The sequence below is a fragment of the Agrobacterium sp. CG160-95 genome (genome assembly GCF_053521725.1).
In genome coordinates, this window is the sequence record NZ_JBNWDU010000003.1 from 435,061 (window position 1) to 460,652 (window position 25,592).

Consider the following 25,592-nt stretch of genomic DNA (forward strand, 5'->3'; position numbering starts at 1 on the left):
CGGCGCACATGGAAAAATCAAGTCATTGATTTTAATGGATTAATTTTTGCTCAGTGTGTGAGCAAATATTCACTTGTCGCTTCGTCGGTGATGAGGCCGTTCAAAAGACCACCCCTCAGTGCCGCGAGAATCGAGGCATTCTTGCGCGCGCCCTGCGCCATGCCGATGACCGTGCAGGTCTCTCTGGACGGAATGGGAACGGAGGCGACGCGCTCGTTGACGGAATGGTCGAGAATGCGGCCGTTGGCATCATACATCCAGCCGCAGATTTCGCCGATCGCACCGCTTGCCATCAGGGCCTTCATCTCGTCGACACCGAGAAAACCATCAACGCAGAGCGGTGCATTTTCTCCCAGTTCGCCGACGCCGACGAAGGTGACATTGGCGGCTGCACCCAGCGCCAGCGTGGAGCGCACCATGGACTGGTCGTGCAGCAGTTCCCGCTCTTCCGCAGACGAGCAGAGAACCGGCAGCGGCATCGGGAAATGCCGCGCCTTGATGGCATCGGCCATACTGAAGATGACGTTGTAATAGGCGGCCGATCCATCCGGCCCGATATTGCCTGTCAATGACACGATGCGGTGCTGCGGACATTCCATCGGCGGCAGTTGGTCCACAGCCGCCTTCAGCGTACGGCCGGTGCCGATGGCAAGCACGATGGGATCGGCATTTTTTAGCCAGCGCTCGATTTCCGCCGCGCCGGCCTCGGCAATGCCGACCGTGGAGGAAACGCCAGCGGGATCGCTCGGCACCACCTCGATATATCTAAGGTCGAATTTCTGCTTCAGCCGCTCCGCTTTTTCGAGACAGGCGGCGATGGGATGATCGAGCCGGACCTTGATCAACCGCTCGGCGACGGCCAGCGATACCAGCCGCTGCGCCGATTGCCGGGATATGCCCATGGCAGCGGCGATCTCGTCCTGCGTGCGGCCCGCGACATAATAAAGCCAGCCAGCACGCGCCGCATCATCCAGCCGTCCATGTGCGTCGTTCCGTCTGGCCATGCCGCCGCCCTCTAAGAATTATGCTCGAGCATTTGCTGGCATTTTTTCAGGCCGCCTGTCAAACAGCACAGCGACTGAGCGAAGCGTTTGGCGGCACCGGGCACCTCTAAAGAAGATGCAAAACATTTCCTCCGTCATGCTCGGGCCTGTCGCGAGCATCTGCAACGCACCGATTTACGAGACATTGGCAGATCCTCGGCACAAGACCGAGGATGACGTCGTGAACACAGAGGCACCTAATCCCTGCGCAGTTTCCTCTATATCAAGCCGCTTCCTGCACCAGATGCCCTGCCGAAACCTCGCGGTAATGGCGTTGCGGCGGAACATAGTTCACAGGACGGATCGGGCTTTTGATCTCGTCCGTTGCCATGTTGCGCCTGATCTGGCGCCGGGCCGGATCCGGCACCGGAACGGCGGACATCAGCTTTTTCGTATAGGGGTGCTGCGGATTATCGAAGACGGCGGCGCGTGGGCCGATTTCGACGATCTCGCCGAGATACATCACCGCGACACGATGGCTGACACGCTCCACAACAGCCATATCGTGGGAAATGAACAGGAAGGCGAGGTTGAGGCTCTGTTGCAGATCGAGCAGCAGGTTACAGACCTGCGCCTTGATGGAGACATCAAGCGCCGACACCGCTTCATCGGCAACGATGACCTTGGGGTCAAGCATCAGCGAACGGGCAATGGCGATGCGCTGGCGCTGGCCGCCGGAAAACTCATGCGGGAAGCGCCGCATCATATCCGGGCTGAGGCCAACCTTCTCCATCAGGTCCGCCGCCTTTTCACGCGCCTGCGCCTTCGGTCCAAGCCGGTGTTCGATGAAGGGCTCCATGATCGCCGTGCCGATGCTCATGCGCGGATCGAGACTGGCGAAGGGGTCCTGAAAGATCATCTGCACGCTGCGGCGCATGGTGCGCAGCGTCGTCTTGTCGAGTTTCATCACCTCGTAACCGTCGAGAGTCACGTTACCGGAGGTCGGCTCGATCAGCCGGGTGATCGACCGCCCCGTGGTGGACTTGCCGCAGCCGGATTCACCGACCAGCGATAGTGTCTCGCCCTCAGCCAGATCGAAGGAGACCTTCTCCACCGCATGCACGGCACCGGACTTGCGACCGAGAAGACCGGAGCGGATATCGAAGCGGGTCGTCAGGTCCCGGACCGAAAGAATGGGCGTGCGACCACCGGAAACCGTGTTCCTGACCTCTTCGACCGGTTGGCTTTCGCCGGTCTTGATATCGATGATCGGAAAACGGGCGGGCAGCACCCGCTCTTTCATCGAACCGAGCTTCGGCACCGCCGAAAGCAGGGCGCGCGTATAGGGATGGTTCCCGCGATGGAAGATATCGTCCGTCGTGCCGGTTTCCACCACGTCGCCGCGGAACATGACGATGGTGCGGTCAGCCACTTCCGCCACCACGCCCATATCATGGGTGATGAACAGGACCGACATGCCCTCCTCTTCCTGCAATTGCTTGATAAGGTCGAGAATCTGGCCCTGAATGGTCACGTCGAGCGCCGTCGTCGGCTCGTCTGCAATCAGGAGCTTCGGCTTGGAGGCAAGCGCCATGGCAATCATCACGCGCTGGCGCATGCCGCCGGAAAACTGGTGCGGATAGTCGTCGAAACGGTTCTTCGCATTGGGAATGCGGACTTTTTCCAGAAGCCTGACAACCTCGGCCTTGGCAGCAGATGAGGAAATATCCTGGTGCACGGTCAGCGCTTCGGCGATCTGCTTGCCGATCGGGAAGATCGGATTGAGGCTGGTCATCGGCTCCTGGAAGATCATCGAAATGTCCTTGCCGCGAACCTTGCGCATCTCCTCTTCCGGAAGTGCCAGCAAATCGCGCCCGCCGAGCATGACCTTACCCTCGATGCGGCTCGTTTTCTTATCGAGAAGCCGCATGATCGACAGCGACGTCACGCTTTTACCCGAGCCGCTTTCGCCAACGATCGCCACCGTCTCGCGGGGCGCAATGTCGAAACTCATATTGCGGACCACCGATTTCCAGCCGCCATCAACGCGGAAGGACGTGGTCAGATTTTGAACCGAAAGAACCGGACTTACCGAACCGCCGGTCTGTTCCATGGATGTTGCCGCCAAAAGCATGCCGATCTCCTGAAAAGCGAAAGGCGGCCATGAAGGCCGCCGGATGTCTTACGCAGCAAGCGCGGTTTCGGCCATCGAGACCCAGTAGCTGATGCCGTAAGGCAGGGCCTCGTCGTTGAAGTCATAGGCGGCATTGTGCAGCCCGGCCGTGTCGCCGTTACCGATGAAGATGAAGGCGCCGGGGCGTGCTTCCAGCATGTAGGAAAAATCTTCCGCGCCCATATGCGGGTTGGGATTGGTGTTGACGGCGTTTGCGCCTGCCACACCTGCCGCCACGCTGGTTGCGAATTCGGTTTCGTCATTGTGGTTGAAGGTGACTGGATAACCGCGATCGTATCTCACCTCCGCCGTCGCGCCATGCGCCATGGCGGTGGCTGTCGCCACTTCCTTCAACCGTTTTTCGGCGAAATCGCGTGTTTCCGGCAGCAGGGTGCGCACCGTGCCGGTCAGCGTTACCGAACCGGGAATGACATTGCCCGCTGTGCCGCCGTGGGTAGTGGCGACGGTGACGACCAGCGATTTCAACGGGTCCGTTTCCCGCGAGACGATGGATTGCAGGGCGATGATGATATAGGCCGAAGTCAGAACCGGATCGATGGACAGATGGGGGGCCGCCGCATGGCTGCCCTTACCGGTAATGACGATCTCGAAACTATCCGCCGCCGCCATCGTCGAACCCTTGCGGATGGCGAAATTGCCGACCGGAATGCCCGGCTCGTTATGCATGCCATAGACCTGAGAAATGCCGAATTTCTCCATCATGCCGTCGTTCAGCATGGCAAGTGCCCCTGCGCCACCCTCTTCAGCCGGCTGGAAGATGACGGCCACGGACCCTTTGAAATTACGGGTCTCGGCCAGATATTGCGCCGCGCCCAAAAGCATGGCTGTGTGCCCGTCATGGCCGCAGGAATGGGCCTTGCCCGGAACCTTGGAAGCCCAGGGCTTGCCGCTGGTTTCGAGGATCGGCAGCGCATCCATGTCGGAGCGGAAACCGATGGTCGGGCCGTCCCCGTGCCGCCCCTTGATGATGCCCACCACGCCGGTCTTGCCAATGCCGGTTTCGACGATATCGCATCCGAAGGATTTGAGTTTCTCCGCCACGAATTTCGAGGTTTCGAAGACGTCGTAGAGCAGCTCCGGCGTCTCGTGCAGGTGGCGCCTCCAACCGGCTACTTCTTCCTGCATCTCGGCCACACGGTTCAATATCGGCATTCCCATTTTTCCTTTTTTTGTTCCCCGCCGGGTTGTCGGGAACCATATTGCGTTTGGAATTTCTGCTTTTGCAAGTATGAATTTCGCTAGATGAGTGAAAAATAGGCCCGAAGCCAATCGGCTCAAATTTTGTTCATCAATCAGAGTTTGGGGCTTGCATTTCAAAAAAACTGACAATAGCATCATTAGGAACGGAAGAATATTCGTTAGCAAAGTCAAACACTTAAAACAAAAGACTTGCAAATGACGTTGAGGAAAAGCGTCAAACATTCAAACAGATAAAATCTTCAAAGGGGAAAATCACAATGAAGAAGCGCAGCGTTCTCTTTGCCAGCACGGTGGCGGCCTTGGCCATGGCAGGCTCTGCCGCCCATGCCGAGCGTGGCAGTGACGGCGAACTGAAAATCCTTTTCTGGCAGGCTGTATCGACACTCAACCCATATCTTTCCGCTGGCACGAAGGAAGTCTACAGCTCGTCCATGGTGATCGAGCCGCTGGCGCGCTACGACGAAAAAGGCGAGCTGGTGCCGATGCTGGTGAGCGAAATTCCGACGGTCGACAATGGCGGCATCGCGAAAGATCTGCTCAGCATGACGTGGAAACTGAAGAGCGACGTCAAATGGTCTGATGGCACGCCCTTTACCGCTGACGACGTCATCTTCACCTGGAAATATTGCATCGCACCGGACGGCGGCTGCGCGCAGGCGGCACAATATGAAGGCGTGAAGAACGTCGAGGCGATCGACGCCCACACCATCAAGATCAGCTTCAACGAACCGAAGCCCTACCCCTACTCCGCATTTGTTGGCGCACAATCGCCTGTCATCCAGAAGAAACAGTTTGAAAAATGCGTCGGCGCTGCGGCTCCCGGCTGCACATCCGCCAATTTCGGCCCCATCGGCACCGGCCCCTTCGTGGTCAAGGATTTCAAGCCGAACGACGTCATCAGCTTCGTGGCCAACCCCAATTATCGCGATCCGGCCAAGCCCGCCTTCGCCACGGCTACCCTGAAGGGCGGCGGCGATGCAGCTTCCGCTGCACGCGCCGTTCTTGAAACCGGCGAATTCGACTACGCCTGGAACATGCAGGTGGAGCCGGAAATTCTGGCCACCATGGTAGCTGCCGGCAAGGGCAAGCTGGAAACTGCCTTCGGCACGCAGGTCGAGCGTATCAATCTCAACTGGTACAACGCCGATCCTGCGCTGGGTGACAAGCGCTCCACCAAGGAAGGCGGCCCGCATCCGGCCCTTTCCGACCCGGCCGTGCGCCGCGCGCTCTCGCTTGCAATCGACCGCGATATTATCGATGAGGCAGGTTATGGCGAGGCAGGCAAGCCGACCTGCAATATCGTGCCGGCCCCGGAAGCCGTCGCTTCGACCAAGAATGACAGCTGGTGCCTGAAACAGGATCTGGAAGGCGCAAACAAGCTGCTGGACGATGCGGGCTGGGTAAAGGGCGCCGATGGCATCCGCGCCAAGAACGGTGTGAAACTGTCCTTCCTCTACCAGACCTCCACAAACTCCGTTCGCCAGGCCACGCAGGAACTGGTGAAGGACATGTGGTCGCAGATTGGCGTTGCTTCCGAACTGCGCAATGTCAGCGCCTCCGTCTTCTTCGGCGGCGATCCGGCAAGCCCCGACACCTTCCAGAAATTTTTCGCCGATGTTGAAATGTACACCAACAATTTCGACGGTACAGACCCGGAAAAATATCTGGCGGAATGGCTATGCGACAAGATCCCGGCTCCGGCTAACGGCTGGCAGGGCCAGAACATTCCGCGTTATTGCAACCCGGAATTCGACAAGCTGGTGGGCGAACTCTCCAAGACCGCAGACCCTGCCAAGCGCGGTGAGATTTCCAAGCAGCTGAACGATATGCTGACCGAAGAAGGCGCGCATATTCCGCTCATCCATCGCGGCAGCGTCTCCTCGCATTCGCTGACACTCGAAGGCGTTCGCATGAACGCCTGGGATTCGGAACTCTGGAACGTCGCGGATTGGTCCCGCAAAAAGTAACCCGCAAATGCGCGGTCGCCCCTGACGGGGGGACCGCGCTCATTTTGCGAGACCCTGACGGTCTGGAGACTTTCCGATGTTTACCTTTACGCTCCGGCGGCTTGCCTTTGCCGTACCGACGTTGCTCGTCATCAGCTTCGTCATCTTCGCCCTGCTCGATCTGGCGCCGAATGATCCGACCGGCGACCTGCCGCTGACCATTCCGCCCGAAGTGCGCGAGCAGATCCGCGCCTCGCTCGGTCTCGACCAGCCCTTCTTCATCCGTTACATGCTGTGGCTGCAGCAATTCTTCATCAATGAACCGCTGAACCTGTTCGAGAAGCTGACAGGCTGGCAGATCGGCGACGGCAGCCGCATGCGTGTGCTGTCCTGGGCAACGCGCAGCCCGGTGGTCGATCTCGTCATCCAGCGCATGCCGCAAACGCTTTGGGTCGTCGGCCTTGCCTATCTCTTCGGCGCGCTTCTGGCGATCCCGATCGGCGTCATTTCCGCCTACAAGCAATATTCGATCTTCGATCAGATCGGCACCTTCGTCTCGATGGTGGGTTATTCGGTTCCCACCTTCTTCACCGGCGTGCTGCTGGTCGTCATCTTCAGCTCCTATCTGCAATGGTTCCCTTCCGTCTACGACACCAATCTGCAGGTGACTGACTGGGGAAGCCTCGTGGCACAGATCAAACAGATGTTCATGCCGGTTCTGGTGCTGACCCTTTACAACGTCTCGCAGATCAGCCGTTTCGTGCGCGCCTCGATGCTGGACAATCTCCATCAGGACTATGTACGCACCGCGCGTGCCAAGGGCGTGAAGGAAAAATCCGTTCTGCTCGTTCACGTCCTGCGCAACAGCCTTATACCCGTCGTCACCGTCATCGCACTCGGCGTGCCGACGATCTTTTCCGGCGCCATCATTACCGAACAGATTTTCCGTGTGAACGGGCTTGGCCAATTGCTGATCACCGCCGTTCAGGGTGCGGATATTCCGCTGGTGCAGACGCTGACCTTCATTTTCGCGGTGCTTATCGTGCTCTTCAACCTGATTGCCGACGTGCTTTACGGCATTCTCGACCCGAGGATCCGCTATGACTGACGCCACCCTCGCAGCACCAGCCGTCGCCGCCACGCCTGTGCAATCGGCACTTGCCGATATCTGGAAACAGTTCCGGGTCCACAAGGGCGGCGTGGCAGGCCTGTTCGTTTTCATCTTTATTTTGCTTGCGGTCTATGTCGGCCCCTATATCCACACTGTCGCGCCCAATGCCATCAATGTGAAGGAACGCAACCAGTGGCCGTCGCTGGCGCATCCCTTCGGCACCGACAATCTGGGCAAGGACATGCTGGCGCAGGTGCTGGCGGGCGGGCGCATCTCGCTTGCCGTCGGCATCACCGCCATGCTGCTGGCGCTGTTTCTCGGCACGCTGGTGGGGGTGCTGTCAGGCTATTTCCGAAGACTTGACGGGCCGCTTATGCGGCTGACGGACCTTTTTCTGGCCCTGCCGCTGCTGCCACTGCTGCTCGTCATTCTCATGCTGTTCCGCGATACGCTGCGTGCCGCTTTCGGGCCGGAAACCGGTATCTTCATCCTCATCGTCTTCGTGATCGGGGTAACCAGCTGGATGCATACCGCACGCATCGTGCGCGGCGACGTGCTGACGATCAAAAGCCAGGAGTTTATCATGGCGGCGAAATCGAGCGGCATGCGCGAATACCGCATTATCCTGCGCCATATCCTGCCGAATGTGTTGAGTTCGATCATGGTCTCAGCCACGCTCGGCATCGCCTCGGCCATCATCACGGAATCGGCGCTGTCCTTCCTCGGCCTCGGTTTTCCGTCCGACTTTCCGACCTGGGGACGGCTGTTGTTCGATGGCGCCAACTTCCTGCAGCTGACGCCCTCGCGCGTGCTGTGGCCTGGACTGGCAATCTCGCTGACGGTTCTGAGCGTCAACTACATCGGCGACGCCGTGCGTGATGCGCTTGATCCAAGGGCGCTTAAGAGCTGAGGCGAAGGGCGCGGTGGCTGCGCCCTTCCCTTTATCTCAGTGATAATTCATCTTTTCCGCGTCGAGAATGCTGTCTGTATCCAGCGCAGCAATCGGAATGTCGCTGCGCGCCGGAATATCGCCGGAAAGCTGCAAGGCCAGATAACGCCCGCAGCAGACTCGTAAAAACGAGGTGAAGTTGCCGAGATCATGCCCGGCATCGATCGATTCATTATAAAGCTTGGCAATGAGCTGCGCGCTGTTCATGCCATCGCGGCGTGAAATCTCGTCCAGAGTCGTCCAGAAGAAGTTTTCAAGTCTGACGCTGGTGACCATGCCATCGATCCGCAAAGACCGGGTATGGCTTTCCCAAAGCGTCGGGTCTGCCTTGATGAAAAGCTTGCACATGGTGTCCTCCCTCAGCAAGCTGCAGAAGATAGACGGGAAACGGGACCGGTAAAAGCCCCATTCCGCCGGCCTTATCTGCCGAGCACCACCATGAATTGCGAAAGCCATGCCGGATGCGCCGGCCATGCGGGCGCCGTCACCAGCTTGCCGTCGGTAACCGCCGCATCGATGGCGATATCGGCATAGGTACCGCCCGCCAGTTCCACCTCGGGGCGGCAGGCCGGATAGGCCGAGCAGGTGCGGCCCTTGAGGACACCCGCAGCCGCCAGCAATTGGGCACCGTGGCAGACAGCCGCGACCGGCTTGTCAGCCTCGAAGAAATGCTTCACGGCGGCAAGCACATCCGCATTCAGCCGCAGATATTCCGGCGCGCGACCACCCGGAATGACCAGCGCGTCGTAATCCGCGACCATGATATCGGCAAAAGTTGCGTTGAGCGCGAAATTATGGCCGCGTTTTTCTGAATAGGTCTGGTCGCCCTCGAAATCATGGATCGCGGTCGCGATCGTCTGGCCAGCCTTCTTGCCGGGGCAGACGGCATGCACCGTGTGACCAACCGCAAGCAGCGTCTGGAACGGCACCATGGTCTCGTAGTCCTCGGCGAAATCGCCGGTGATCATCAAAATCTTCTTCGGCATGCTTGCTCCTCCCATTTCGAATGCCCGGGGCACCGTAACAGGAGGGGTGGAGAAGCGGGTATTATGGCTATACTACAGGGCCGATAAAGACGGGATCAGCGCGCTTTGGGCGGCTCCGGCCAGCGACGAACACCGCCGCCCCAATCCTCGAAGGCGTTGGAAAGCTTGAGAACGAGCAGATCCGCGTAACGCGGGCCGACGATCTGCAAGCCGATGGGCATCCCGGATTTCGAGAAGCCGCAATTGATCGAGGATGCCGGCTGTTCCGACATGTTCCAAGGGACGGTGAAGGCGATATGTTCGAAGGGTCGCTCGGGGTCGTTGGTGGGCGAGGCCCAGTCGGCCGGATAGGAGACGACGGGATTGACGGGTGAAATCACCACATCAACTGACTGCATCAACCGCCCGCAGGCTTTGCGCATTTCCATGGTCTGGTTGAAACCGAAAACGGCACGCGCGCCGGAAACATCAGCGCCCTTCTGCGCCCATTCGTGAATATAGGGAAGGATCGCCGCGCGTCGTTCGTCACTCAGCGCCGCCATATCGCCCCAGAATTTCGCCCGCCAGAAATCATCCAGCCCATCCAGCATGTCCCGAGACAGCACCGGCTCGACCGGGACCACGATGGCACCTGCATCTTCGAACAGCTTTGCGGACGCCAAAACAGCATCCCGCACCTCATCGTCCAGAGCCAAGCCGCAGCCGGCATCCAGCATCAGGCCGATCCTCAGGCCCTTTACGTCGATATCGAGGTCCATCCAGTTGATATCGTTGGGCGGCAGCGCGGTGCCGTCACGCCAGTCCGGGCGGGAAAGCGTGGCCATGGCATAGGCGGCGTCAACGACGGTGCGGGTCATCGGCCCGGCGCAGCGGCCTGTATAATAGGGATCGACGGGTATGCGGCCCTGGCTGGGCTTGAAGCCGAACAGCCCCGTCCACCCCGCCGGTAGCCGCACCGAGCCGCCAATATCCGTACCGATATGCAGCGTGCCGTAACCCGCAGCACCGGCAGAAGCCGCACCGGCACTGGAGCCGCCGGGGTTCTGTGTCGGGTCCCACGGGTTGCGGCTGAGCTTGTGGAAACTGGAAAGACCCGATGACAACATGCCGTAATCCGGGCAGGTGGTTTTGGCGTAAATGATGGCGCCGTCCTCGCGGCAGCGGGCCGCAACTGGCGCGTCTTCCAGAGCCGGCACCAGTTCCACCGCTTTGGTGCCAAGCGGAACTGGCTGGCCTTTGGTGGCGATCAGTTCCTTCAGCGACACCGGAATCCCATCGAGGGCCCCGAGCGTTTCACCTTTTTGCCAGCGCATCGTCGAGGCCAGCGCCTGCTTGCGGGCATCCTCGGGATCATAGGCGTAAAGCGCGTTCACCGTGGGCTCGAATGCGTCGATACGGGCCTCTACCGCCTGCCAATATTCCGATGGCGACAGCTTCTTTTGCCCGTAAAGCGCCAGGATTTCGAGCGTGTTGAGGTGTATGAGATCGGTCATAAGCTTCGTCTCGTCAGAAAACAGATAATATGGGCGATATCGGCTTGAAGCGGTCAGCTGGTATCGCGTGGGTCCAGCAGGTCGCGCAGGCCATCGCCAAGCAGATTGAGGCCGAAGACCGCGAGCGCAATGGCAAGGCCGGGCATGATGGCAAGCCAGGGTGCAGCACCTAGATAGGTCTGCGCATCGGCCAGCATCCGCCCCCAGGTGGCGGCCGGCGGAGGCATGCCGAGACCGAGGAATGAGAGTCCCGCTTCGGTGAGGATGGCAAGGCCGAGCTGGATGGTCACCTGCACGATGATCTGGTTGGAAATATTCGGCACGATATGAAACAGCGTGATCTTGGCGCGGTTCTGGCCGATGCTGGTGGCGGCGGTGACATATTCCCGCGACCATATCTGCAAGGCCGCACCCAGCGTCAGCCGCGCAAAGACCGGCACCATGAAGGTGGCAATGGCGATGATGGCGGTGAACCGCCCCGTACCGATGAACGCGCCGAGCATCATGGCCGACAAAATCGGCGGTACGGCGAAGATGATATCGCAGGCGCGCATCACCAGGGTTTCAGTGAAACCGCGCAGTGCCGCGACCGATACGCCAAGCGCCGTGCCAATGAGCGCGCCGATCGCAACGGCGGCGATGGAGGTGGAGAGCGAATTCCATGCCCCCGCCATCAGCATGGACAGCACATCGCGGCCAAAATGGTCGGTGCCAAGCCCGCCATAGGCAAAGGGCGATTTCAGCTTCTGGGCAATCTGTATCTTCGTCGGAGAAACCGGCGTCCAGACCAGCGAAAGCAGGGCAACCGCGACAAGAAAGAGAGTGACGGCGATGCCAAGGACGAAAGCGGGGCGGCGGCGGATCAGTCGCATCATCGTGCACCTGCCCGCAGTCTTGGATCGATAAAGAGATAGGCGATATCGACCAGAAAATTCATGACGATGACAAGCGCCGAGAAGAACAGCACGACGGACTGCATGACGACGATATCCCGCTGGGTCAACGCCTGATAGGCAAGCCGCCCGAGGCCCGGCAGGTTGAAGACATTCTCCACCAGCACTGCCCCGGCAATCAGGAAGGTGAATTGCAGGCCGATCATGGTGACAACGGGGATCATGGCGTTCGGCACCGCATGTCGCCACAGCGCTACCCGCTCGCTCAGCCCCTTGGCGCGGGCGGTGCGCACGAAATCCTCGTTCATTACCTCAAGTACTGCCGAGCGGCAGACGCGGGTGAGGACGCCTGCCTGCGACAGCGCAAGTGCAATGGCTGGAAGCACAAGCGCGATAAATCCGGCAGAAAAACTCGGACGCCAGCCGGGAAAACCGCCTGATGGCATCCAGCCGAGCGTGGTGGAAAAGACGATGATGAGCAGCAGCCCAACCCAGAAACCGGGAACGGCAATGCCGACATGGGAAAACAGCCCGGCTGCGAAATCCACCGGCCCGTTTCGGCTTCTCGCTGCCGCGACGCCGAGCGGAATGGCGATGGCGACCGATAGGCAGACCGCGAGCAGCGCAAGCGGCAGGGTGACGGCAAGCCGCTCGACAATAAGCCCCGCTACCGGCACGCCGTAGGTGTAGGATTGTCCGAGATCACCCCGGAATACGCCTGCAAGCCAGTGGATGTAACGCAATGGCAAGGGCTGATCGAGACCCATCTGCTTTTGCAGCGCGAGAAGCGTATCCGGGCTCGCCGACGTACCGAGCATGATGGCCGCCGGATCACCCGGCAACAGCCCCATGATGATGTAGATGATGAGCGACACCGCAAACAGCGTGACGATGAGGCTTGCAAGGCGCCGGACGAGAACGGCTAACATCTGGCATTCTTTCCTTGCGTTGTTTCGTTTCGGGATGTGGCGGATGGATTTATTGTCATCCCCGCACACTCTTCCCTCACCCCTGTGCTTGTCACTGGGATCCAGCCGAAGCGTGCCTGCGCGGCGGAAAGTTTCCTTTCAGCCCAACGACTTGGGCTGGCTGGATTTCTGTGACAGGCACGGGAATGAGGTGGTGGGTAGGAATGCGCCTCGCCGTTCACAACAAACGTCACTCTTCCCAATGCACATCCGTCAGCACATTGGACGGAATGGGTTCGTTTTCCCACAACCCCTTCAACTTCTTGTCCCAGACGCCGAGTTTCGGCATCACGAACAAGAACAGCGCCGGCACATCTTCGGCGAGGATTTTCTGGGCTTCGCCGTAAAGCTTTTCCTGCTCGGCCGCATCCGCCGTCTTTTCGACATTGGCGATGACCTCGTTGAAGGCAGGGTTCTTATAGTTGAAATAATAGGGATCACGGGAGTAGATATCGATATCCATCGGCTCAGCGTGGGCGACGATGGTCATGTCGTAATCCGCGCCCTTCAAAACATCCGCCACCCATTTTGCCGGAAATTCCGTGGTCTCGATGGTCATGGTGACACCGATTTCGGCCAACATCGCCTGGAGGATTTGCGAGGTCCGCTGGGCATAGGCCATTTGCGGGGCCTTGATCGTGAAGCTGAAACCGTCGGGGTAACCCGCTTCGGCAAGAAGCGCCTTTGCCTTGTCTATATCGTAAGAATGAACACCGGTCGTATCGATGTAACCGCGATCGTTCGGCGTGTAGTGGCTGCCGATGGCCGTGCCGTAACCCGACCATGCGCCTTCAATCACCGTGCCGCGGTCCACCGCCATCATCAGCGCCTGGCGCACGCGCTTGTCGTTGAAGGGTTTGCGGGCATTGTTCATGCCAGCCACGACCTTGAGTTCCGTATTGCCGACGAAGGTACCGAGACGCGCATCGCCGTCGAAGGACGTCATCAGTTCCGGCGCGCCGAATTCCGGGAAGGCATCGATATCGCCGGATTTCAGTGCCGCTGCCTGCGCCTGCGGATCGGAAACGAAGCGGAAGGTGGCCTTTTCAAGTTTCACCGCCACCGCCTTGTCCCAATACGCCGCGTTCTTCTCCAATTCCACCTTGTCGCCCTTGGCCCAGTTTGCGAACTTGAACGGGCCGGTGCCGATGGGCGTGGTACGGTTATTGTCAGCGCTCTTCGGCGCAACCATGACGGAGGCCGGCCAGCCGAGCCAGTAGATCAGGCTGCCCGCCGGCTGCTTCAGCTTCAGTACCAGCGTCGCGGCATCCGGCGTTTCTATGCTCTCGATGGCGGTGAAGAAGCGTTTTTGTGGGTTTACCGACGTTTCACCGCGCGCCCTGTCGAGCGAAAATTTCGCAACAGAGGAATCGAAGGCCTCGCCGTCGTGGAAAGTAACACCCTGGCGCAGCTTGAACGTATAGGTCTTGCCATCGGCTGAAATTTCCCAGCTTTCGGCAAGCTGCGGTTTCACCTTGCCGTCGTGGTCGATGGTGACGAGACCTTCGAATATGTTCTGCCAGCTGACCTGACCGATGGCGACGGGTGCCGCAATTGTCGGGTCGAGACCCGTCGGCTCCACTGTCATGCCCAGCGTCAAGGCGGTCTTTGGCGCGGCCGCGGCGTCCGTCATCGAAAGCGGCATCCAGAGCGCCGTCCCCAGTGCAAGCGCAAGCGCGGCGCGCCGCGTAACTTTCAGCGGCTGCGAAAAATAAGTGCGTGGCATCATTGTCCCCTGTCTGGCGGCCGAGGCATTTTTGCCTTTCGAAGACCGCCCGTTGCAAAAAGAGTGTCATGTTGCAGGCGCACACACAATCGTGATTTTTGTGTGCTCCGTGTAGCTGAAATGGCTACACGGAAATACGGATGGAAATCAACCGGGATGGACAATTCTCCAGGCTGACGAATTCCCCTACCCCGCTGTCGCCTCGCGCATGAAACGCTCGATGAAATCGGCAAGCTTGGAGGCGGCGAAGGATAGTTGCCGGTCGGGCGCCACGCAGAGATCGATCTGGGTGTGGATGCCCTTCTTGCCGGAAAGCGGAACAGCAACCATCTGGCCGCTGCGGATTTCACGCGCTACCGACAAGGCAGGCAACAGCGTGGCCGCCGCATGGCCCAGAACAAGTTCCTTCAGCATTTCCAGCGAACTGGTGATAAAGACGGGATCAAGCTCGATACCGGCATCGGCAAACAGCGTATCGAAGGCCTGACGCGCCGCGAAACTCTTGTCCGGCAGGGCAAGCGGCAGGCTGGCCAGTTCCTTCAGCGAGACTTCCGCCTGCGCGGCAAGCGCATGGCCGGTCGGAAAGATAGCATCGTAACTGATACGGGTGCGCGAGCGCACTTTCACGCCGGAGACCTTGGGCGCAAAAAGGCTGACGACCAGATCCGCTTCGGCTGCACCCAGTGCTTCCATCGCCTGGCGCGCGCTGGTGATGTGCACCTCGAAGCGCAACTGCGGATATTTGAGGCTGAACTGCGCCAGCACCGGCGCCAGAAGGTTCGCAACCGTCGCGCCATTGGCATAAACGGTGACCCGGCCGCGCTGAAGCCCCTTCAGGTCATCGATCAGCTGGTGCACATGATCGAGTTCGCGCAGCGTCTTGCCGGCGCGGGCAGCCAGCAATTCCCCCGCCGCCGTCAGCTTCACGCCCCGGCTGGAACGCTCCACCAAAGGCGAGCCAAAATAATATTCGAGGTTCTCGATCTGGCGGCTGACTGCCGTCGGCGCGACATTCAGGTTTTCGGCAGCGGCGCGCATGGAATTGGTGCGGACAAGTTCGTCGAAATACATCAATGCGCGCAATTGCATGGTCGGGATACCCTGTTTTGGCCGACACTGTCCGTCATGCCGGGCTTGACCCGACTATAGCGGCAGCTCAAGCGCGCTTGAAGCCCTCGCTCGCCACCAGCAGCTGCCTGGTATAATCCGCAGTAAACTCGCGGCTTTCCAGCGCTTCCGCCTCCAGCATTTCCACCACCTTGCCGCTTTTCATCACCGCAAGGCGATCGCACATGTGGCTGATGACGCCGAGATCGTGGCTGACCATAACGAAGGTGAGGTTGCGGTCCTTGCGGGCCTGTTCCAGCAGATTGAGGATTTCCGCCTGGATGGACGCGTCGAGCGCCGAGGTCGGCTCATCCAGTAGCAGAATCTTCGGCTCGACGATCAGCGCGCGGGCAATGGCGATACGCTGCCGCTGACCGCCGGAAAGCTGGTGCGAATAGCGGAAGCGGAAACCGGTGCCGAGACCCACCTCATCAAGCGCGCGCGCGATCCGATGCTCGCGATTGTCGAGACCATGGATGACGAGTGGTTCCAGCAGCAGCGCATCCACTGTCTGGCGGGGGTGCAGGGAACCGTAAGGGTCCTGAAACACCATCTGCACATCGCTATAGAAGCTCTTGTCGCGGTGCTTGCTCGAATAGGAGCGACCGGCCACCATCAACGAGCCTTCGTCGAAATGGTTGAGGCCGGCAATCGCCCGAAGCAGCGTCGACTTGCCGGAACCGGACTCGCCGACGATACCGAAGGACTCACCCTCGGCCACATCGATGCTGACGCTGTCGAGCGCGATATATCCGTCGAAATCGACCACCATGTCTTTGATAGAAAGAACCGTGCTCATGCGCGCCACTCCGCCTTGCGTTCCAGAACCGGCAGCGGATGCCGGTGGCCGCCAATTTCCGGCAGGCAGTTCAAAAGACCCTGCGTATAGGGATGCTTCGCCTCTTTAAGATTGGCAGAAGACAGCTCCTCAACGACCTTGCCCGCATACATGACGAGAACGCGGTCGCAGAAAGACGACACCAGCCTCAGATCGTGGCTGACGAAAATCAGCCCCATGCCGCGGTCGCGAACCAGCTTGTCGAGAATATCGAGCACTTCGAGCTGGACCGTCACGTCGAGCGCGGAAGTCGGCTCATCGGCGATCAGAAGTTCCGGGCCGCATACCAGCATCATGGCAATCATGACGCGTTGGCCCATTCCGCCGGAAACCTCGTGCGGGTAAAGATCGAACACGCGCTCGGGATCGCGGATCTGCACCGCCTCCAGCATGGCGAGCGTGCGTTGGCGCGCCTCGCCGGAACCGATGCTTTCATGGGTACGCAGCGTTTCCATGATCTGGCGGCCGATGGGCATGACCGGGTTCAACGAATATTTCGGGTCCTGCAGGATCATGGCCAGGCGCTTGCCGCGCATGAGCCGCCGCTCCTTTGCCGAAGCACCGAGAAGATCGACATCTCCGAAGCGCAACACATCGGCCTCGATGCGCGCACTTTTCGGGGTCAGCCCCATAATGGCGCGGCCGGTCTGCGATTTGCCGGAGCCGGACTCGCCGACGATGCCAAGGCGTTCGCGTCCCAGTGTGAACGAGACGCCACGCACCGCCTCCACCAGCCCGGTGCGGGTGGGGAAGGAAACGCGCAGGTTCTCGACGGTCAGAAGCGGCGCGCTCATTGGTTCGCCTCCTTGGGGTCCAGCGCATCGCGCAGGCCATCGCCCAGAAGGTTGAAACCGAGGCTGACGATCAGGATCGCAATACCCGGCATGGCGGCAACCCACCATTGATCGAGAATGAAGCGGCGTCCGGAAGCAATCATCGCGCCCCATTCCGGCAGCGGCGGCTGTGCACCGAGGCCAAGGAAGCCGAGACCGGCTGCTGTGAGGATGATGCCCGCCATATCGAGCGTGACACGCACGATGAGCGACGACATGCAAAGCGGCATGACGTGTTTCAGAACGATGCGGAACGGCGACGCGCCCATGAGCTTGACCGCCGCGATGAAATCGGAATTGCGGAAGGTCATGGTTTCGGCGCGCGCGATGCGCGCATAAGGCGGCCATGAGGTGACCGCGATGGCGAGCACCGCGTTTTCAATGCCCGGTCCAAGTGCGGCCACCAGCGCAAGCGCCAGAACCAGCTTCGGAAAGGCCAGAAAGATATCGGTGATGCGCATCAGAACGGCATCCACCCAGCCGCCGGCATAACCCGAAACGGTGCCGACGATGAGTCCGATGGGTGCGGCGATGATGGCCACCAGAAGCACGACGAACAGGGTCAGCCGCGAACCGTGGATGAGGCGCGAGAGAATATCACGCCCCTGATCGTCAGTGCCGAGCAGGTAACCTTCTGTCCCCGGAGGCAGAAGCCGGGCATTGCGCAGATCGCCCTGCACCGGATCGTGTGGTGCAAGCACATTGGCGAACAGTGCGACAAGCAGCAGCGCAATGATGATGCCGAGGCCAAGCAGCGCCAGCCGGTTTTCCGAAAAGCGCCGCCAGATGACATAGGCACGGCCTAGCCGTGCCTGCCTGCGCGAGGCAGGCCGGTCGGAGAGCAGCCATTCGCGGCTGTAGGGTTTGAGTGTATCGGTCGAAATCGTCATCGGCTGCGCGTCCTTGGGTCGAGCGTCCGGTAAAGCAGATCGGAGAAGAGATTGATGCCGACGAAGATGGCGCCGATCACGATCGTGCCGCCAAGAACGGCATTCATATCCGCATTCTGCAGGGAATTGGTGATGTAGAGGCCGAGCCCCGGCCACGCGAAGATGGTTTCGGTCAGCACCGAACCCTCCAGCAGACCGGCGTAAGATAGCGCAATCACGGTCACCAGCGGCACGGCGGCGTTGCGCAGAGCGTGAAACCAGATGATGCGCGTTTCAGAAAGCCCCTTGGCGCGCGCCGCAACGATATATTCCTGGGCGAGCTCATTCAGCATGAACGAACGCGTCATGCGGCTGATATAGGCCAGCGAAAAATAGCCGAGCAGCGAGGCGGGCAGGATGATGTGGCGGAACAGATCCCACAATACGTCCCATTGCCGTTGCCAGATCGCGTCGATCAGGAAGAAACCCGTGACCGGCGTAAAGGTGAATTCGTAGACGATATCCATCCGGCCGGGATAGGCGACCCATTGCAACCGGGCGTAAAACACCAGCAGCGCCAGGAGGCCAAGCCAGAAAATCGGCACGGAATAGCCGATAAGGCCGATGACGCGCACGACCTGGTCGGCAAAGCTGCCGCGCTTGACCGCGGCAAGCACGCCGAGCGGAATGCCAAAAACGGCGCCGATGATGGTGCCGAGCGTGGCAAGCTCTATGGTTGCCGGGAAAACCCGCTTGATATCCTCCATCACCGGGTTGGTGGTGAGGACTGAGATGCCGAAATCACCCGACAGCGCCTGCTTCAGATAGATGAAGAACTGCTGCCAGAGCGGCAGGTTGAGGCCGAGCTGCTCACGCACGCGCTCGACCACATGCGCAGGCGCGCGGTCGCCGACGATCGCCAGTGCGGGATCGATCGGCACAACGCGGCCAATGAAAAATGTGACCGCCATCAGCCCCAGAAAGGTGGTGATGACGGTGACGGCGAAGCCGAGAATGGCCTTCGCGCGGGCGTTGGCACGGCGTTTGCCCTGCCTCGCCCGGCTATTTGCTTCAACGATGCTCAAGAGACCGATCCTTCCGGATCATTCCTTGGAGATCGTATAGACATAGTTGGTGTCGAAGCTCGGTCCGAGCTTCAGGCCCTTGAGCTTCGCGGAGTATCCCGCCACTTCCGTCTGCTGGAAGATGATGACGAACGGGCCTTTTTCGAGAACTTCCTTCTGGAGGTTCTGATAGATGGCGGCGCGCTTGGCATTATCCTTTTCCAGAAGTGCCGACTGCGTTTCCTTCGTCAACTCCGGAACGTCCCAGGCGTTACGCCAGGCAAGCGTCTTGTTCTTGCCTTCTTCGGAGTTGTCGTAGTTGATCGTGAAGGTCTCGGCATTCGAGTTCGGGTCGAAATAGTCCGAACCCCACTGGCCGATGTAGATATCGTGCGTGCGGGCGCGATACTTGGTAAGCGTCTGCTTGCCGTCGCCGGGAATGATTTCCAGCTTGATGCCAGCCTGCGCCAGCGTCTGCTGTACGCTTTCGGCAATGCCGGTCACCGGCTGCGTGTTGCGCACATCCATGGTCACGGTGAAGCCGTCCTTCAGACCAGCCTTCGCCAGCAGTTCCTTGGCCTTGGCGACGTCGAGCTTGTATGGGTTCTCGTCAAGCGCGCCGAGCTGGCCCTTTGGCAGGAAGGTCTGGTGGATTTCGCCGATGCCCTTGATGATCGTCGCGCCGATCGCGTCGTAGTCGACGAGATATTTAAAGGCCTCAACGACCTCAGGCTTCTTCAGGTTCTCGTTCTTCTGGTTGAGGCTGAAGTAATAAACGGTGCCCTTGGGCGCGGAGGTGACGGCAAGGCCTTCCTTCTTGGAAACGGCTTCCATATCACCCGGCTCGAGGTTGCGGGCAACGTCGATATCACCGTTTTCAAGCGCCAGGCGCTGGCCGGAGCTTTCCTTCATGTGACGATAGACCACGCGCTTCAACTTCGGCTTCTCACCGTAATAGTTGGGGTTGGCCTCCAGAATGACGGCTTCGTTGGCCTTCCAGCCAAGGATCTTGTAGGGGCCGGAACCGGCATAACCTGTTTTCAGGAACGCATTGCCGAAATCGGTGTCGTATTTGTAATCGGCGCTCGGCGTGACGGGCTTGGCCTTTTCGGTCACCAGCTTCTTGTCGACAACTGCGGCAACGGTCGCGGTCAGAACGTTCAGCACGAAGCTCGGTGCGTAGGGCTTGTCGACCGTCAGTACGAAGGTGTTGGCATCCGTCGCTTTCGCCTTCTCAGTGACGTTGTCGCCCTTGAGACCGAACTGCGTCAGAAGGAATGCTGGCGACTTGTCGAGCTTGATGGCACGTTCAAAGGAAAAGGCAACATCATCTGCCGTCACCGGATTGCCGGAGGCGAATTTCAGGCCGGTCTTCAGCTTGAAGGTATAGGTGAGACCGTCTTCAGAGGTCGTCCAGCTCTCGGCCAGATCGCCGATCACCTTGGAGGTGTCGTTGAGATCGATGGAAACCAGCTTGCTGTAGGTGTTGCCAGTAACTTCAGCTGCCGAAAGCTCGAATGCCTCACCCGGATCGAGCGTGATGATGTCGTCGATGGCGAAACCTTCAACCAGCGTATCGGCCGGCGTGGCGGCAAAAGCGTGCGGCGCAGACAGCATCATCAGCGACAGAGCAGCGCTGGTGCTGAGGATACGCATGGACTTGTTGAGCGATTTGATCATAGGATCTCCCCTTTTGTTATGAGATTGATTTAGTTCGCTTTTATTTGCCTTCAGGCCGGCTCGTGCCAGGCCTGGGATAGGACGCGCAGCCAGTTTTCCCGGCATATTTTAGCAAGTTCTCCATCACCGTAGCCCGCCGATTTCAGCGCCGCAACCAGATTGTGGTTGCCGCTGGCATCGGCAACGCCAACGGGTACCGTCGCGCCGTCGAAATCCGATCCGAGCGCCACGCAATCGACGCCCATACGCTCAACCATGTAGTCGATGTGGCGCACCATGTCGGAAAGCGGCGTGTCGGCAATGTCGCGCGCATCCGCCCGCAACATGGTGACCGCGTAGTTGAGACCCACCAGACCGCCGCTCTCCTTGATGGCATCCATCTGCCGGTCAGTAAGATTGCGGGCGACGGGGGTGAGCGCATGTGCGTTGGAATGGCTGGCGATCAAAGGCTGGTTCGTGGTCTTCGCCACATCCCAGAAGCCCTTTTCGGTGATGTGGGCGAGATCGATGAGAATGCCGAGCCGGTTGCACTCCTTGACCAGCGCAAAACCGGCATCGGTAAGGCCGGGCGCGGTATCGGGCGACATTGGATAGGAGAAGGGAACGCCGTGACCGAAAATATTGTGCCGGCTCCAGACCGGACCGAGCGAACGCAGGCCGGCGGCATAAAAAACCTCAAGCGCATCGAGATCGGCACCGATCGCCTCACAGCCTTCCATGTGCAGCACGGCCGCGAAAATATCCTCGGCAAAGGCCTTGCGGATATCGGCCGTCGAGCGGCAAAGGCGCCAGGCGCCGGCACGGTCAAGCCTGAGCGCGATCGCAGCCTTTTCCATCGCAATATCGAGCGAGGGCTGGCGTTCGAGCGGCGCCGCAAGCGGTGTATCGTAATGACCCTGCGCGTCCGGCTCCTGCAGGACCAGATCGCCGGAGGGAATGTAGATGGCGCAGATGCCGCCGCCGAGACCGCCTGCACGTGCACGCGGACCGTCGATATGGCCTTCGCGGGTACCGTTCTTGAATTCAGCCACCGGATCGCCACCGGCCTTGCTGTTGCGCCACAACCGAAGCAGCACATCATTATGACCGTCGAACACTGCATGCATGTCAAGAAATTCCAGTAAGCGGCAAAACCAAAGGGGGCGGGCAGACGCCGGAATAACACCGCGCGAGAGCAAACCGGCGCATTTTTCGCCGACTGCTATAGTCTGTCAGAAACGATCTTAGGACGATCTCTCACGGCTCCGCAAGACGCAAATTAGGCAACGATGAAATTATCACCACTTGCCTTTTGCCGGGAATTGCGCAACGTCAAGCCTGCCAGCCGCCTACGGCTTTTTTCAGCAGCGGCGTCGCGAAAACACCCCTCACCCGCTCCGGCCATTCCGGCCCGAAAGCAGCGATTTTTTGCACCCAGCGATCCGATTGCAGCATGGCAGCGCCGATTGCCACCGGCTTGATGCCGGATGAGGCGAGAAGCGAAAGACCTGAAATGATGGAACTGCCGCTGGAGATGACATCGTCCACCAGCGCCACCCGCCTGCCCTCGATGAGTGGCAACATGCGCGGATCGATGTAAAGCCGTTTTTCCTGCTTGGTGGTGATGGAGGACATCGGCACCGACAATTCCTCCAGATACCAGAATTTGCGCGAAGTGCCGAGCGGCACATATCGTGAATGGCCGAGGTGACGGGCAACGGCTGCGGCAAGCGTGAGCCCCAGAGTCGGCAGGCCGATCACGACATCTGGCTTGAGGGGGCGAAGCTTTTCCGCCAGGTCGGCGGCCAGCACTTCCAGCACGTCAAAAGAGGCCTGATTGACGATGAGCGAGGCGAGCGCATGTTCGCCATCCGCCAAGGGCCGGATCGGCAGGCAGATCTGCCGCCCGTCATCCAGCTCCGCCGGAAAGAAAGCCGAATGCGGGCCTGTCGTATCGAATGAACGGGGCGGAAGAACATCCTGCCAGAACTCATGCGGCGCGGCGGGGGATGATGCGGCGGGCGATGCGGATTGCGGCATCGGTTTTCCTTTCAGAAGCGGGACGGCAAAAGCGGAAGTGATTTTCATCCGCGCCATCCCCGTTCGGCATATCAGGCATTTCGACAACCGCAGGCATGCGGCGGGTTCATTTCATTGGGTTTTTCAGCTAGAAGGAAACAAAGCAACAGGCATTCGGACAAGCCCACCTATGGCGTGGGTTTTCCCCATATTCAAGGACAAGCTACCCATGAGACTGCTGGACCGCATCGGCGAGGACCTGCCATTCCTGACGGAGCTTCGCCACGACCTCCACGCCCATCCGGAACTGGGCTTTGAAGAGGAGAGAACCAGCGCCATCGTCGCCGATCTTCTCGAACGGGCGGGAGTGAAGGTGCATCGCGGCTTGGGCGGCACCGGCGTGGTCGGCACGCTGCAGGTGGGCAACGGCACCCGCAGCATCGGTCTTCGCGCCGACATGGATGCGCTGGCCATGCCGGAAATTCCCGACCGGCCCTATAAATCGAAGTTCCCCGGCAAGATGCATGCCTGCGGCCATGACGGCCACACCGCCATGCTGCTGGGCGCTGCGCGTTATCTCGCCAGTACCCGCGATTTTTCCGGCACCGTCCATTTCATCTTCCAGCCGGCCGAGGAAGGCCGTGGCGGCGCCAAGAAAATGGTTGAGGACGGGCTTTTCGACCTGTTTCCCTGCGATGCAGTTTATGGCCTGCACAACATGCCGGGGCTTGGCATTGACGAAATGGCCGTGGTGGAAGGACCGCAGCTTGCCTCTTCCGATAGCTGGCGCGTCACCTTCAGGGGCATTGGCACCCACGGCGCCAAGCCGCATCTCGGCCGCGATCCGGTAACGGCGGCGGGCACCTTCCTCGCTTCGCTGCAAAGCATCGTCGGCCGCGTCGTCGATCCGCTGCAACCTGCCGTCGTCAGCGCCTGCTCGGTGCAGGCGGGTGACCCCAAGGCGCTCAACGTCATTCCCGATATCGTCGAAATCGGCGGCACCGCACGCGCCTACGCGCCTGAGGTGCGCAGCCAGCTTGAAACGGAAATCGGCAGGCTCGCCAAGGGTACGGCGGCGATGTTCGGCATCGAGGCAAGCTATGAATTCATCCGCCGCATTCCGCCCGTCATCAACGATGCCGATGCGACGAAACGGGCGCTGCGAGCCGCCAAGACCGTCTTCGGCAACAAATCCCGCACCGCCTTCCCGCCCTCGACCGCCGGCGACGACTTCGCCTTTTTCGCGGGCGAAGCCCCCGGCTGCTACGTCTGGCTCGGCAACGGCCCGGCGGTGGATGGCGCGCTGCACCACAACACCTCCTACGACTTCAACGACGCGGCAATCGTTCCCGGCGTCGCTTTCTGGGCAACACTGGTGGAGCAGGAACTGGCGGCGGAATAAGGCCGAAAGCCACTTTTTGCATTCCCAAATCTGAAAAGCCGGGCAGCGGCAGACGCGCTGCCCGGCTTTCTCGCTCAGATATTCCGGCGGTTCAACAAATATAGCGCCGTCAGGACAAGGCAGGCCATGATCGATGAATAGGCGATCACCGGCCATGCCGCATCACCCGGCAGAATGACGACAGCCAAGGTGCCCGCTATTCCCACAAACAGACTTTGAATGCAGAAATAGAAGGCGACGGCTGTTCCAGCCATGTGCCCGAACTCCTCCAGCGCGCCATTGGCGGTGACTGAAACCGTAAAAACGATTCCGACCGCCATGACCCACATCGGTACGATAAACGTCAAAAATGACGGAACCGCCCCGACTTCACCTGCAGTGAACAGAAACGCCCCCACCAACAACAGGGCCATGCCCCTCACGAGACTGCCCTGCACACCCCATCTGGCAACGAAAAACTTCGCAAAACGGGTGGTAACGATCATTGCGATTGCGACGGTTGCAAAAGCCAGGCTGAACTCCACCTCGGAGAGACCTGCCCTGCCGATCATGACGAGCGGAGCGGTGGAGAAGAATACGAAAAACGTTCCCATGGCAGTGCTGAACCCAAGCGTATAGGTCCAGAAGCGACCACTGCCCAACATGCGCAAAGGCGATGGGCGTGACATCGTTGCCGTCGCCGGTCGGGTTTCGCTCCAGTTCATCCCTGCGGCAACCGTCGCAATGAAAGCTGCCGCGCCCAGGGTGACGAAGATGGCACGCCAGCCGAATTCATTGGCGATGACCGCCCCGACAATCGGACCGAGTGCCGGGACGAATGCGAGAATGGAGCTGAACGTTCCGTATATCGTCGTTGCTTCTGGACGATCCGCATAGACGTCGCGAACGGTGGCGAAAGTGGCGACCAATGCCGCCGCCGCTCCAGCCGACTGAAGGAACCGGAAAACGATAAAGGCGCTCGCCGTTGTCACAGCTGCGAGGCAGAACGAGGCCACGACGAACAGCAGGGCACCGCCGATCAAGACGGGCCGGCGGCCGATGCGGTCGGAGATGGGGCCAAACACGATTTGCCCAAGGCCGAGCATCACCATGTAAACGGTGAGCGTGAGTTGAACCACCACCGGTGTCGTGCCGAGGGCTTCCGGCATGATGGGGACGACCGGCAGGTAAATATCCATGGCCAGCGAGGCGAGAATATCAAAGGGAGCCATGAGCAGCATTGCTGCCAACAGCGATCTCCCCCAAACGGGAGTTGGAATAGACATTAGAATTGATCCGCTCAAATGAGGACATTTGGCGGCGTCTGCCCGAAGAAACAGGGATCGTTCGACAGAACGCCGCAACAACGAAAT

The 25,592-nt window shown here is 59.9% G+C and carries 22 protein-coding genes; 4 read left to right on the forward strand and 18 right to left on the reverse strand.

The window, feature by feature from the left end; all coding sequences use genetic code 11:
- Positions 1-50: 50 nt before the first annotated feature.
- The 3 genes from ACQZ63_RS13380 to ACQZ63_RS13390 form a co-directional block, all read right to left on the reverse strand.
- Positions 51-1,004, reverse strand: coding sequence for a sugar-binding transcriptional regulator (locus ACQZ63_RS13380; protein ID WP_003518080.1), 954 nt, complete (start codon positions 1,002-1,004; stop codon positions 51-53).
- A gap of 262 nt (positions 1,005-1,266) precedes the next feature.
- A complete protein-coding gene (locus tag ACQZ63_RS13385; protein ID WP_013762304.1) occupies positions 1,267-3,117 on the reverse strand; it encodes an ABC transporter ATP-binding protein in 1,851 nt (616 codons plus the stop codon).
- A 48-nt stretch (positions 3,118-3,165) separates the two neighbouring features.
- Positions 3,166-4,329 (reverse strand): M20 aminoacylase family protein, encoded by a 1,164-nt coding sequence (locus ACQZ63_RS13390; protein WP_065687413.1) that lies wholly within the window; start codon positions 4,327-4,329, stop codon positions 3,166-3,168.
- Between the two features lie 305 nt (positions 4,330-4,634).
- On the opposite strand from ACQZ63_RS13390, the gene ACQZ63_RS13395 reads away from it, so the two are divergent.
- The 3 genes from ACQZ63_RS13395 (at position 4,635) to ACQZ63_RS13405 (ending at position 8,344) form a co-directional block, all read left to right on the forward strand.
- Entirely contained in the window at positions 4,635-6,344 is a 1,710-nt protein-coding gene (locus ACQZ63_RS13395) for a peptide ABC transporter substrate-binding protein (protein ID WP_003518085.1), read from the forward strand.
- A gap of 76 nt (positions 6,345-6,420) precedes the next feature.
- Positions 6,421-7,431 carry an ABC transporter permease gene (locus ACQZ63_RS13400; RefSeq protein ID WP_003518086.1) on the forward strand — a complete coding sequence of 337 codons (1,011 nt, stop codon included), beginning with the start codon at positions 6,421-6,423 and terminating at the stop codon, positions 7,429-7,431.
- The gene (locus tag ACQZ63_RS13405) at positions 7,424-8,344 is read left to right on the forward strand and encodes an ABC transporter permease (RefSeq protein WP_013762302.1); all 921 of its coding nucleotides are present in this window, start codon (positions 7,424-7,426) and stop codon (positions 8,342-8,344) included. The genes ACQZ63_RS13400 and ACQZ63_RS13405 overlap by 8 nt, the downstream gene beginning before the upstream one ends.
- Positions 8,345-8,380: 36 nt before the next feature.
- Here the strand turns inward: ACQZ63_RS13405 and ACQZ63_RS13410 are convergent, their stop codons facing one another.
- The 14 genes from ACQZ63_RS13410 to ACQZ63_RS13475 form a co-directional block, all read right to left on the reverse strand.
- Positions 8,381-8,731, reverse strand: coding sequence for a ribbon-helix-helix domain-containing protein (locus ACQZ63_RS13410; RefSeq protein WP_448799263.1), 351 nt, complete (start codon positions 8,729-8,731; stop codon positions 8,381-8,383).
- Positions 8,732-8,802: 71 nt separating this feature from the next.
- Positions 8,803-9,369 carry a DJ-1/PfpI family protein gene (locus ACQZ63_RS13415; protein ID WP_019566944.1) on the reverse strand — a complete coding sequence of 189 codons (567 nt, stop codon included), beginning with the start codon at positions 9,367-9,369 and terminating at the stop codon, positions 8,803-8,805.
- Positions 9,370-9,464: 95 nt separating this feature from the next.
- Complete coding sequence (locus ACQZ63_RS13420) at positions 9,465-10,862, reverse strand: amidase (RefSeq protein ID WP_065658495.1); 1,398 nt, start codon at positions 10,860-10,862, stop codon at positions 9,465-9,467.
- Between the two features lie 53 nt (positions 10,863-10,915).
- On the reverse strand, positions 10,916-11,737 hold the full coding sequence (locus tag ACQZ63_RS13425) for an ABC transporter permease (protein WP_013762300.1): 822 nt from the start codon (positions 11,735-11,737) through the stop codon (positions 10,916-10,918).
- Positions 11,734-12,684 (reverse strand): ABC transporter permease, encoded by a 951-nt coding sequence (locus ACQZ63_RS13430; protein WP_003518092.1) that lies wholly within the window; start codon positions 12,682-12,684, stop codon positions 11,734-11,736. Before ACQZ63_RS13430 ends, ACQZ63_RS13425 begins: the two co-directional genes overlap by 4 nt.
- Before the next feature lie 229 nt (positions 12,685-12,913).
- Complete coding sequence (locus ACQZ63_RS13435; RefSeq protein WP_003518093.1) at positions 12,914-14,449, reverse strand: ABC transporter substrate-binding protein; 1,536 nt, start codon at positions 14,447-14,449, stop codon at positions 12,914-12,916.
- A 186-nt stretch (positions 14,450-14,635) separates the two neighbouring features.
- A complete protein-coding gene (locus tag ACQZ63_RS13440) occupies positions 14,636-15,538 on the reverse strand; it encodes a LysR family transcriptional regulator (RefSeq protein ID WP_013762298.1) in 903 nt (300 codons plus the stop codon).
- Positions 15,539-15,605: 67 nt separating this feature from the next.
- Positions 15,606-16,355 carry an ABC transporter ATP-binding protein gene (locus ACQZ63_RS13445; RefSeq protein ID WP_003518095.1) on the reverse strand — a complete coding sequence of 250 codons (750 nt, stop codon included), beginning with the start codon at positions 16,353-16,355 and terminating at the stop codon, positions 15,606-15,608.
- Complete coding sequence (locus ACQZ63_RS13450) at positions 16,352-17,188, reverse strand: ABC transporter ATP-binding protein (RefSeq protein WP_003518096.1); 837 nt, start codon at positions 17,186-17,188, stop codon at positions 16,352-16,354. Before ACQZ63_RS13450 ends, ACQZ63_RS13445 begins: the two co-directional genes overlap by 4 nt.
- Positions 17,185-18,117, reverse strand: coding sequence for a nickel transporter permease (nikC, locus tag ACQZ63_RS13455; RefSeq protein WP_003518097.1), 933 nt, complete (start codon positions 18,115-18,117; stop codon positions 17,185-17,187). Before nikC ends, ACQZ63_RS13450 begins: the two co-directional genes overlap by 4 nt.
- Positions 18,114-19,181: an ABC transporter permease gene (locus tag ACQZ63_RS13460; RefSeq protein WP_003518099.1), complete on the reverse strand. Its 1,068-nt coding sequence runs from the start codon at positions 19,179-19,181 to the stop codon at positions 18,114-18,116. The genes nikC and ACQZ63_RS13460 overlap by 4 nt, the downstream gene beginning before the upstream one ends.
- A gap of 18 nt (positions 19,182-19,199) precedes the next feature.
- Positions 19,200-20,840, reverse strand: coding sequence for an ABC transporter substrate-binding protein (locus tag ACQZ63_RS13465; RefSeq protein ID WP_003518100.1), 1,641 nt, complete (start codon positions 20,838-20,840; stop codon positions 19,200-19,202).
- Between the two features lie 50 nt (positions 20,841-20,890).
- Complete coding sequence (locus tag ACQZ63_RS13470; RefSeq protein ID WP_003518101.1) at positions 20,891-21,946, reverse strand: dipeptidase; 1,056 nt, start codon at positions 21,944-21,946, stop codon at positions 20,891-20,893.
- 205 nt (positions 21,947-22,151) lie between these two features.
- Entirely contained in the window at positions 22,152-22,859 is a 708-nt protein-coding gene (locus ACQZ63_RS13475; protein ID WP_035252713.1) for a phosphoribosyltransferase, read from the reverse strand.
- 208 nt (positions 22,860-23,067) lie between these two features.
- Between ACQZ63_RS13475 and ACQZ63_RS13480 the strand changes: the two genes are divergently transcribed.
- On the forward strand, positions 23,068-24,240 hold the full coding sequence (locus tag ACQZ63_RS13480; RefSeq protein WP_065705843.1) for a M20 aminoacylase family protein: 1,173 nt from the start codon (positions 23,068-23,070) through the stop codon (positions 24,238-24,240).
- Between the two features lie 74 nt (positions 24,241-24,314).
- Here ACQZ63_RS13480 and cml read toward each other — a convergent pair whose 3' ends face one another.
- Positions 24,315-25,505 (reverse strand): CmlA/FloR family chloramphenicol efflux MFS transporter, encoded by a 1,191-nt coding sequence (gene cml / locus ACQZ63_RS13485; protein WP_025595074.1) that lies wholly within the window; start codon positions 25,503-25,505, stop codon positions 24,315-24,317.
- Positions 25,506-25,592 lie beyond the last annotated feature (87 nt).

Excerpts from the sequence above, each read along its gene's own strand:
- ACQZ63_RS13445 (WP_003518095.1), bottom strand. The coding sequence starts at position 16,355 with ATGAGCACGGTTCTTTCTATCAAAGACATGGTGGTCGATTTCGACGGA.
- ACQZ63_RS13390 (WP_065687413.1), bottom strand. The coding sequence starts at position 4,329 with ATGCCGATATTGAACCGTGTGGCCGAGATGCAGGAAGAAGTAGCCGGT.
- ACQZ63_RS13385 (WP_013762304.1), bottom strand. The coding sequence starts at position 3,117 with ATGCTTTTGGCGGCAACATCCATGGAACAGACCGGCGGTTCGGTAAGT.
- ACQZ63_RS13425 (WP_013762300.1), bottom strand. The coding sequence starts at position 11,737 with ATGATGCGACTGATCCGCCGCCGCCCCGCTTTCGTCCTTGGCATCGCC.
- ACQZ63_RS13480 (WP_065705843.1), top strand. The coding sequence starts at position 23,068 with ATGAGACTGCTGGACCGCATCGGCGAGGACCTGCCATTCCTGACGGAG.
- ACQZ63_RS13475 (WP_035252713.1), bottom strand. The coding sequence starts at position 22,859 with ATGCCGCAATCCGCATCGCCCGCCGCATCATCCCCCGCCGCGCCGCAT.
- ACQZ63_RS13430 (WP_003518092.1), bottom strand. The coding sequence starts at position 12,684 with ATGTTAGCCGTTCTCGTCCGGCGCCTTGCAAGCCTCATCGTCACGCTG.
- ACQZ63_RS13400 (WP_003518086.1), top strand. The coding sequence starts at position 6,421 with ATGTTTACCTTTACGCTCCGGCGGCTTGCCTTTGCCGTACCGACGTTG.
- ACQZ63_RS13470 (WP_003518101.1), bottom strand. The coding sequence starts at position 21,946 with ATGCATGCAGTGTTCGACGGTCATAATGATGTGCTGCTTCGGTTGTGG.
- ACQZ63_RS13435 (WP_003518093.1), bottom strand. The coding sequence starts at position 14,449 with ATGCCACGCACTTATTTTTCGCAGCCGCTGAAAGTTACGCGGCGCGCC.
- ACQZ63_RS13395 (WP_003518085.1), top strand. The coding sequence starts at position 4,635 with ATGAAGAAGCGCAGCGTTCTCTTTGCCAGCACGGTGGCGGCCTTGGCC.
- cml (WP_025595074.1), bottom strand. The coding sequence starts at position 25,505 with ATGTCTATTCCAACTCCCGTTTGGGGGAGATCGCTGTTGGCAGCAATG.
- ACQZ63_RS13420 (WP_065658495.1), bottom strand. The coding sequence starts at position 10,862 with ATGACCGATCTCATACACCTCAACACGCTCGAAATCCTGGCGCTTTAC.
- ACQZ63_RS13405 (WP_013762302.1), top strand. The coding sequence starts at position 7,424 with ATGACTGACGCCACCCTCGCAGCACCAGCCGTCGCCGCCACGCCTGTG.
- ACQZ63_RS13410 (WP_448799263.1), bottom strand. The coding sequence starts at position 8,731 with ATGTGCAAGCTTTTCATCAAGGCAGACCCGACGCTTTGGGAAAGCCAT.
- ACQZ63_RS13415 (WP_019566944.1), bottom strand. The coding sequence starts at position 9,369 with ATGCCGAAGAAGATTTTGATGATCACCGGCGATTTCGCCGAGGACTAC.
- nikC (WP_003518097.1), bottom strand. The coding sequence starts at position 18,117 with ATGACGATTTCGACCGATACACTCAAACCCTACAGCCGCGAATGGCTG.
- ACQZ63_RS13380 (WP_003518080.1), bottom strand. The coding sequence starts at position 1,004 with ATGGCCAGACGGAACGACGCACATGGACGGCTGGATGATGCGGCGCGT.
- ACQZ63_RS13450 (WP_003518096.1), bottom strand. The coding sequence starts at position 17,188 with ATGAGCGCGCCGCTTCTGACCGTCGAGAACCTGCGCGTTTCCTTCCCC.
- ACQZ63_RS13440 (WP_013762298.1), bottom strand. The coding sequence starts at position 15,538 with ATGCAATTGCGCGCATTGATGTATTTCGACGAACTTGTCCGCACCAAT.
- ACQZ63_RS13465 (WP_003518100.1), bottom strand. The coding sequence starts at position 20,840 with ATGATCAAATCGCTCAACAAGTCCATGCGTATCCTCAGCACCAGCGCT.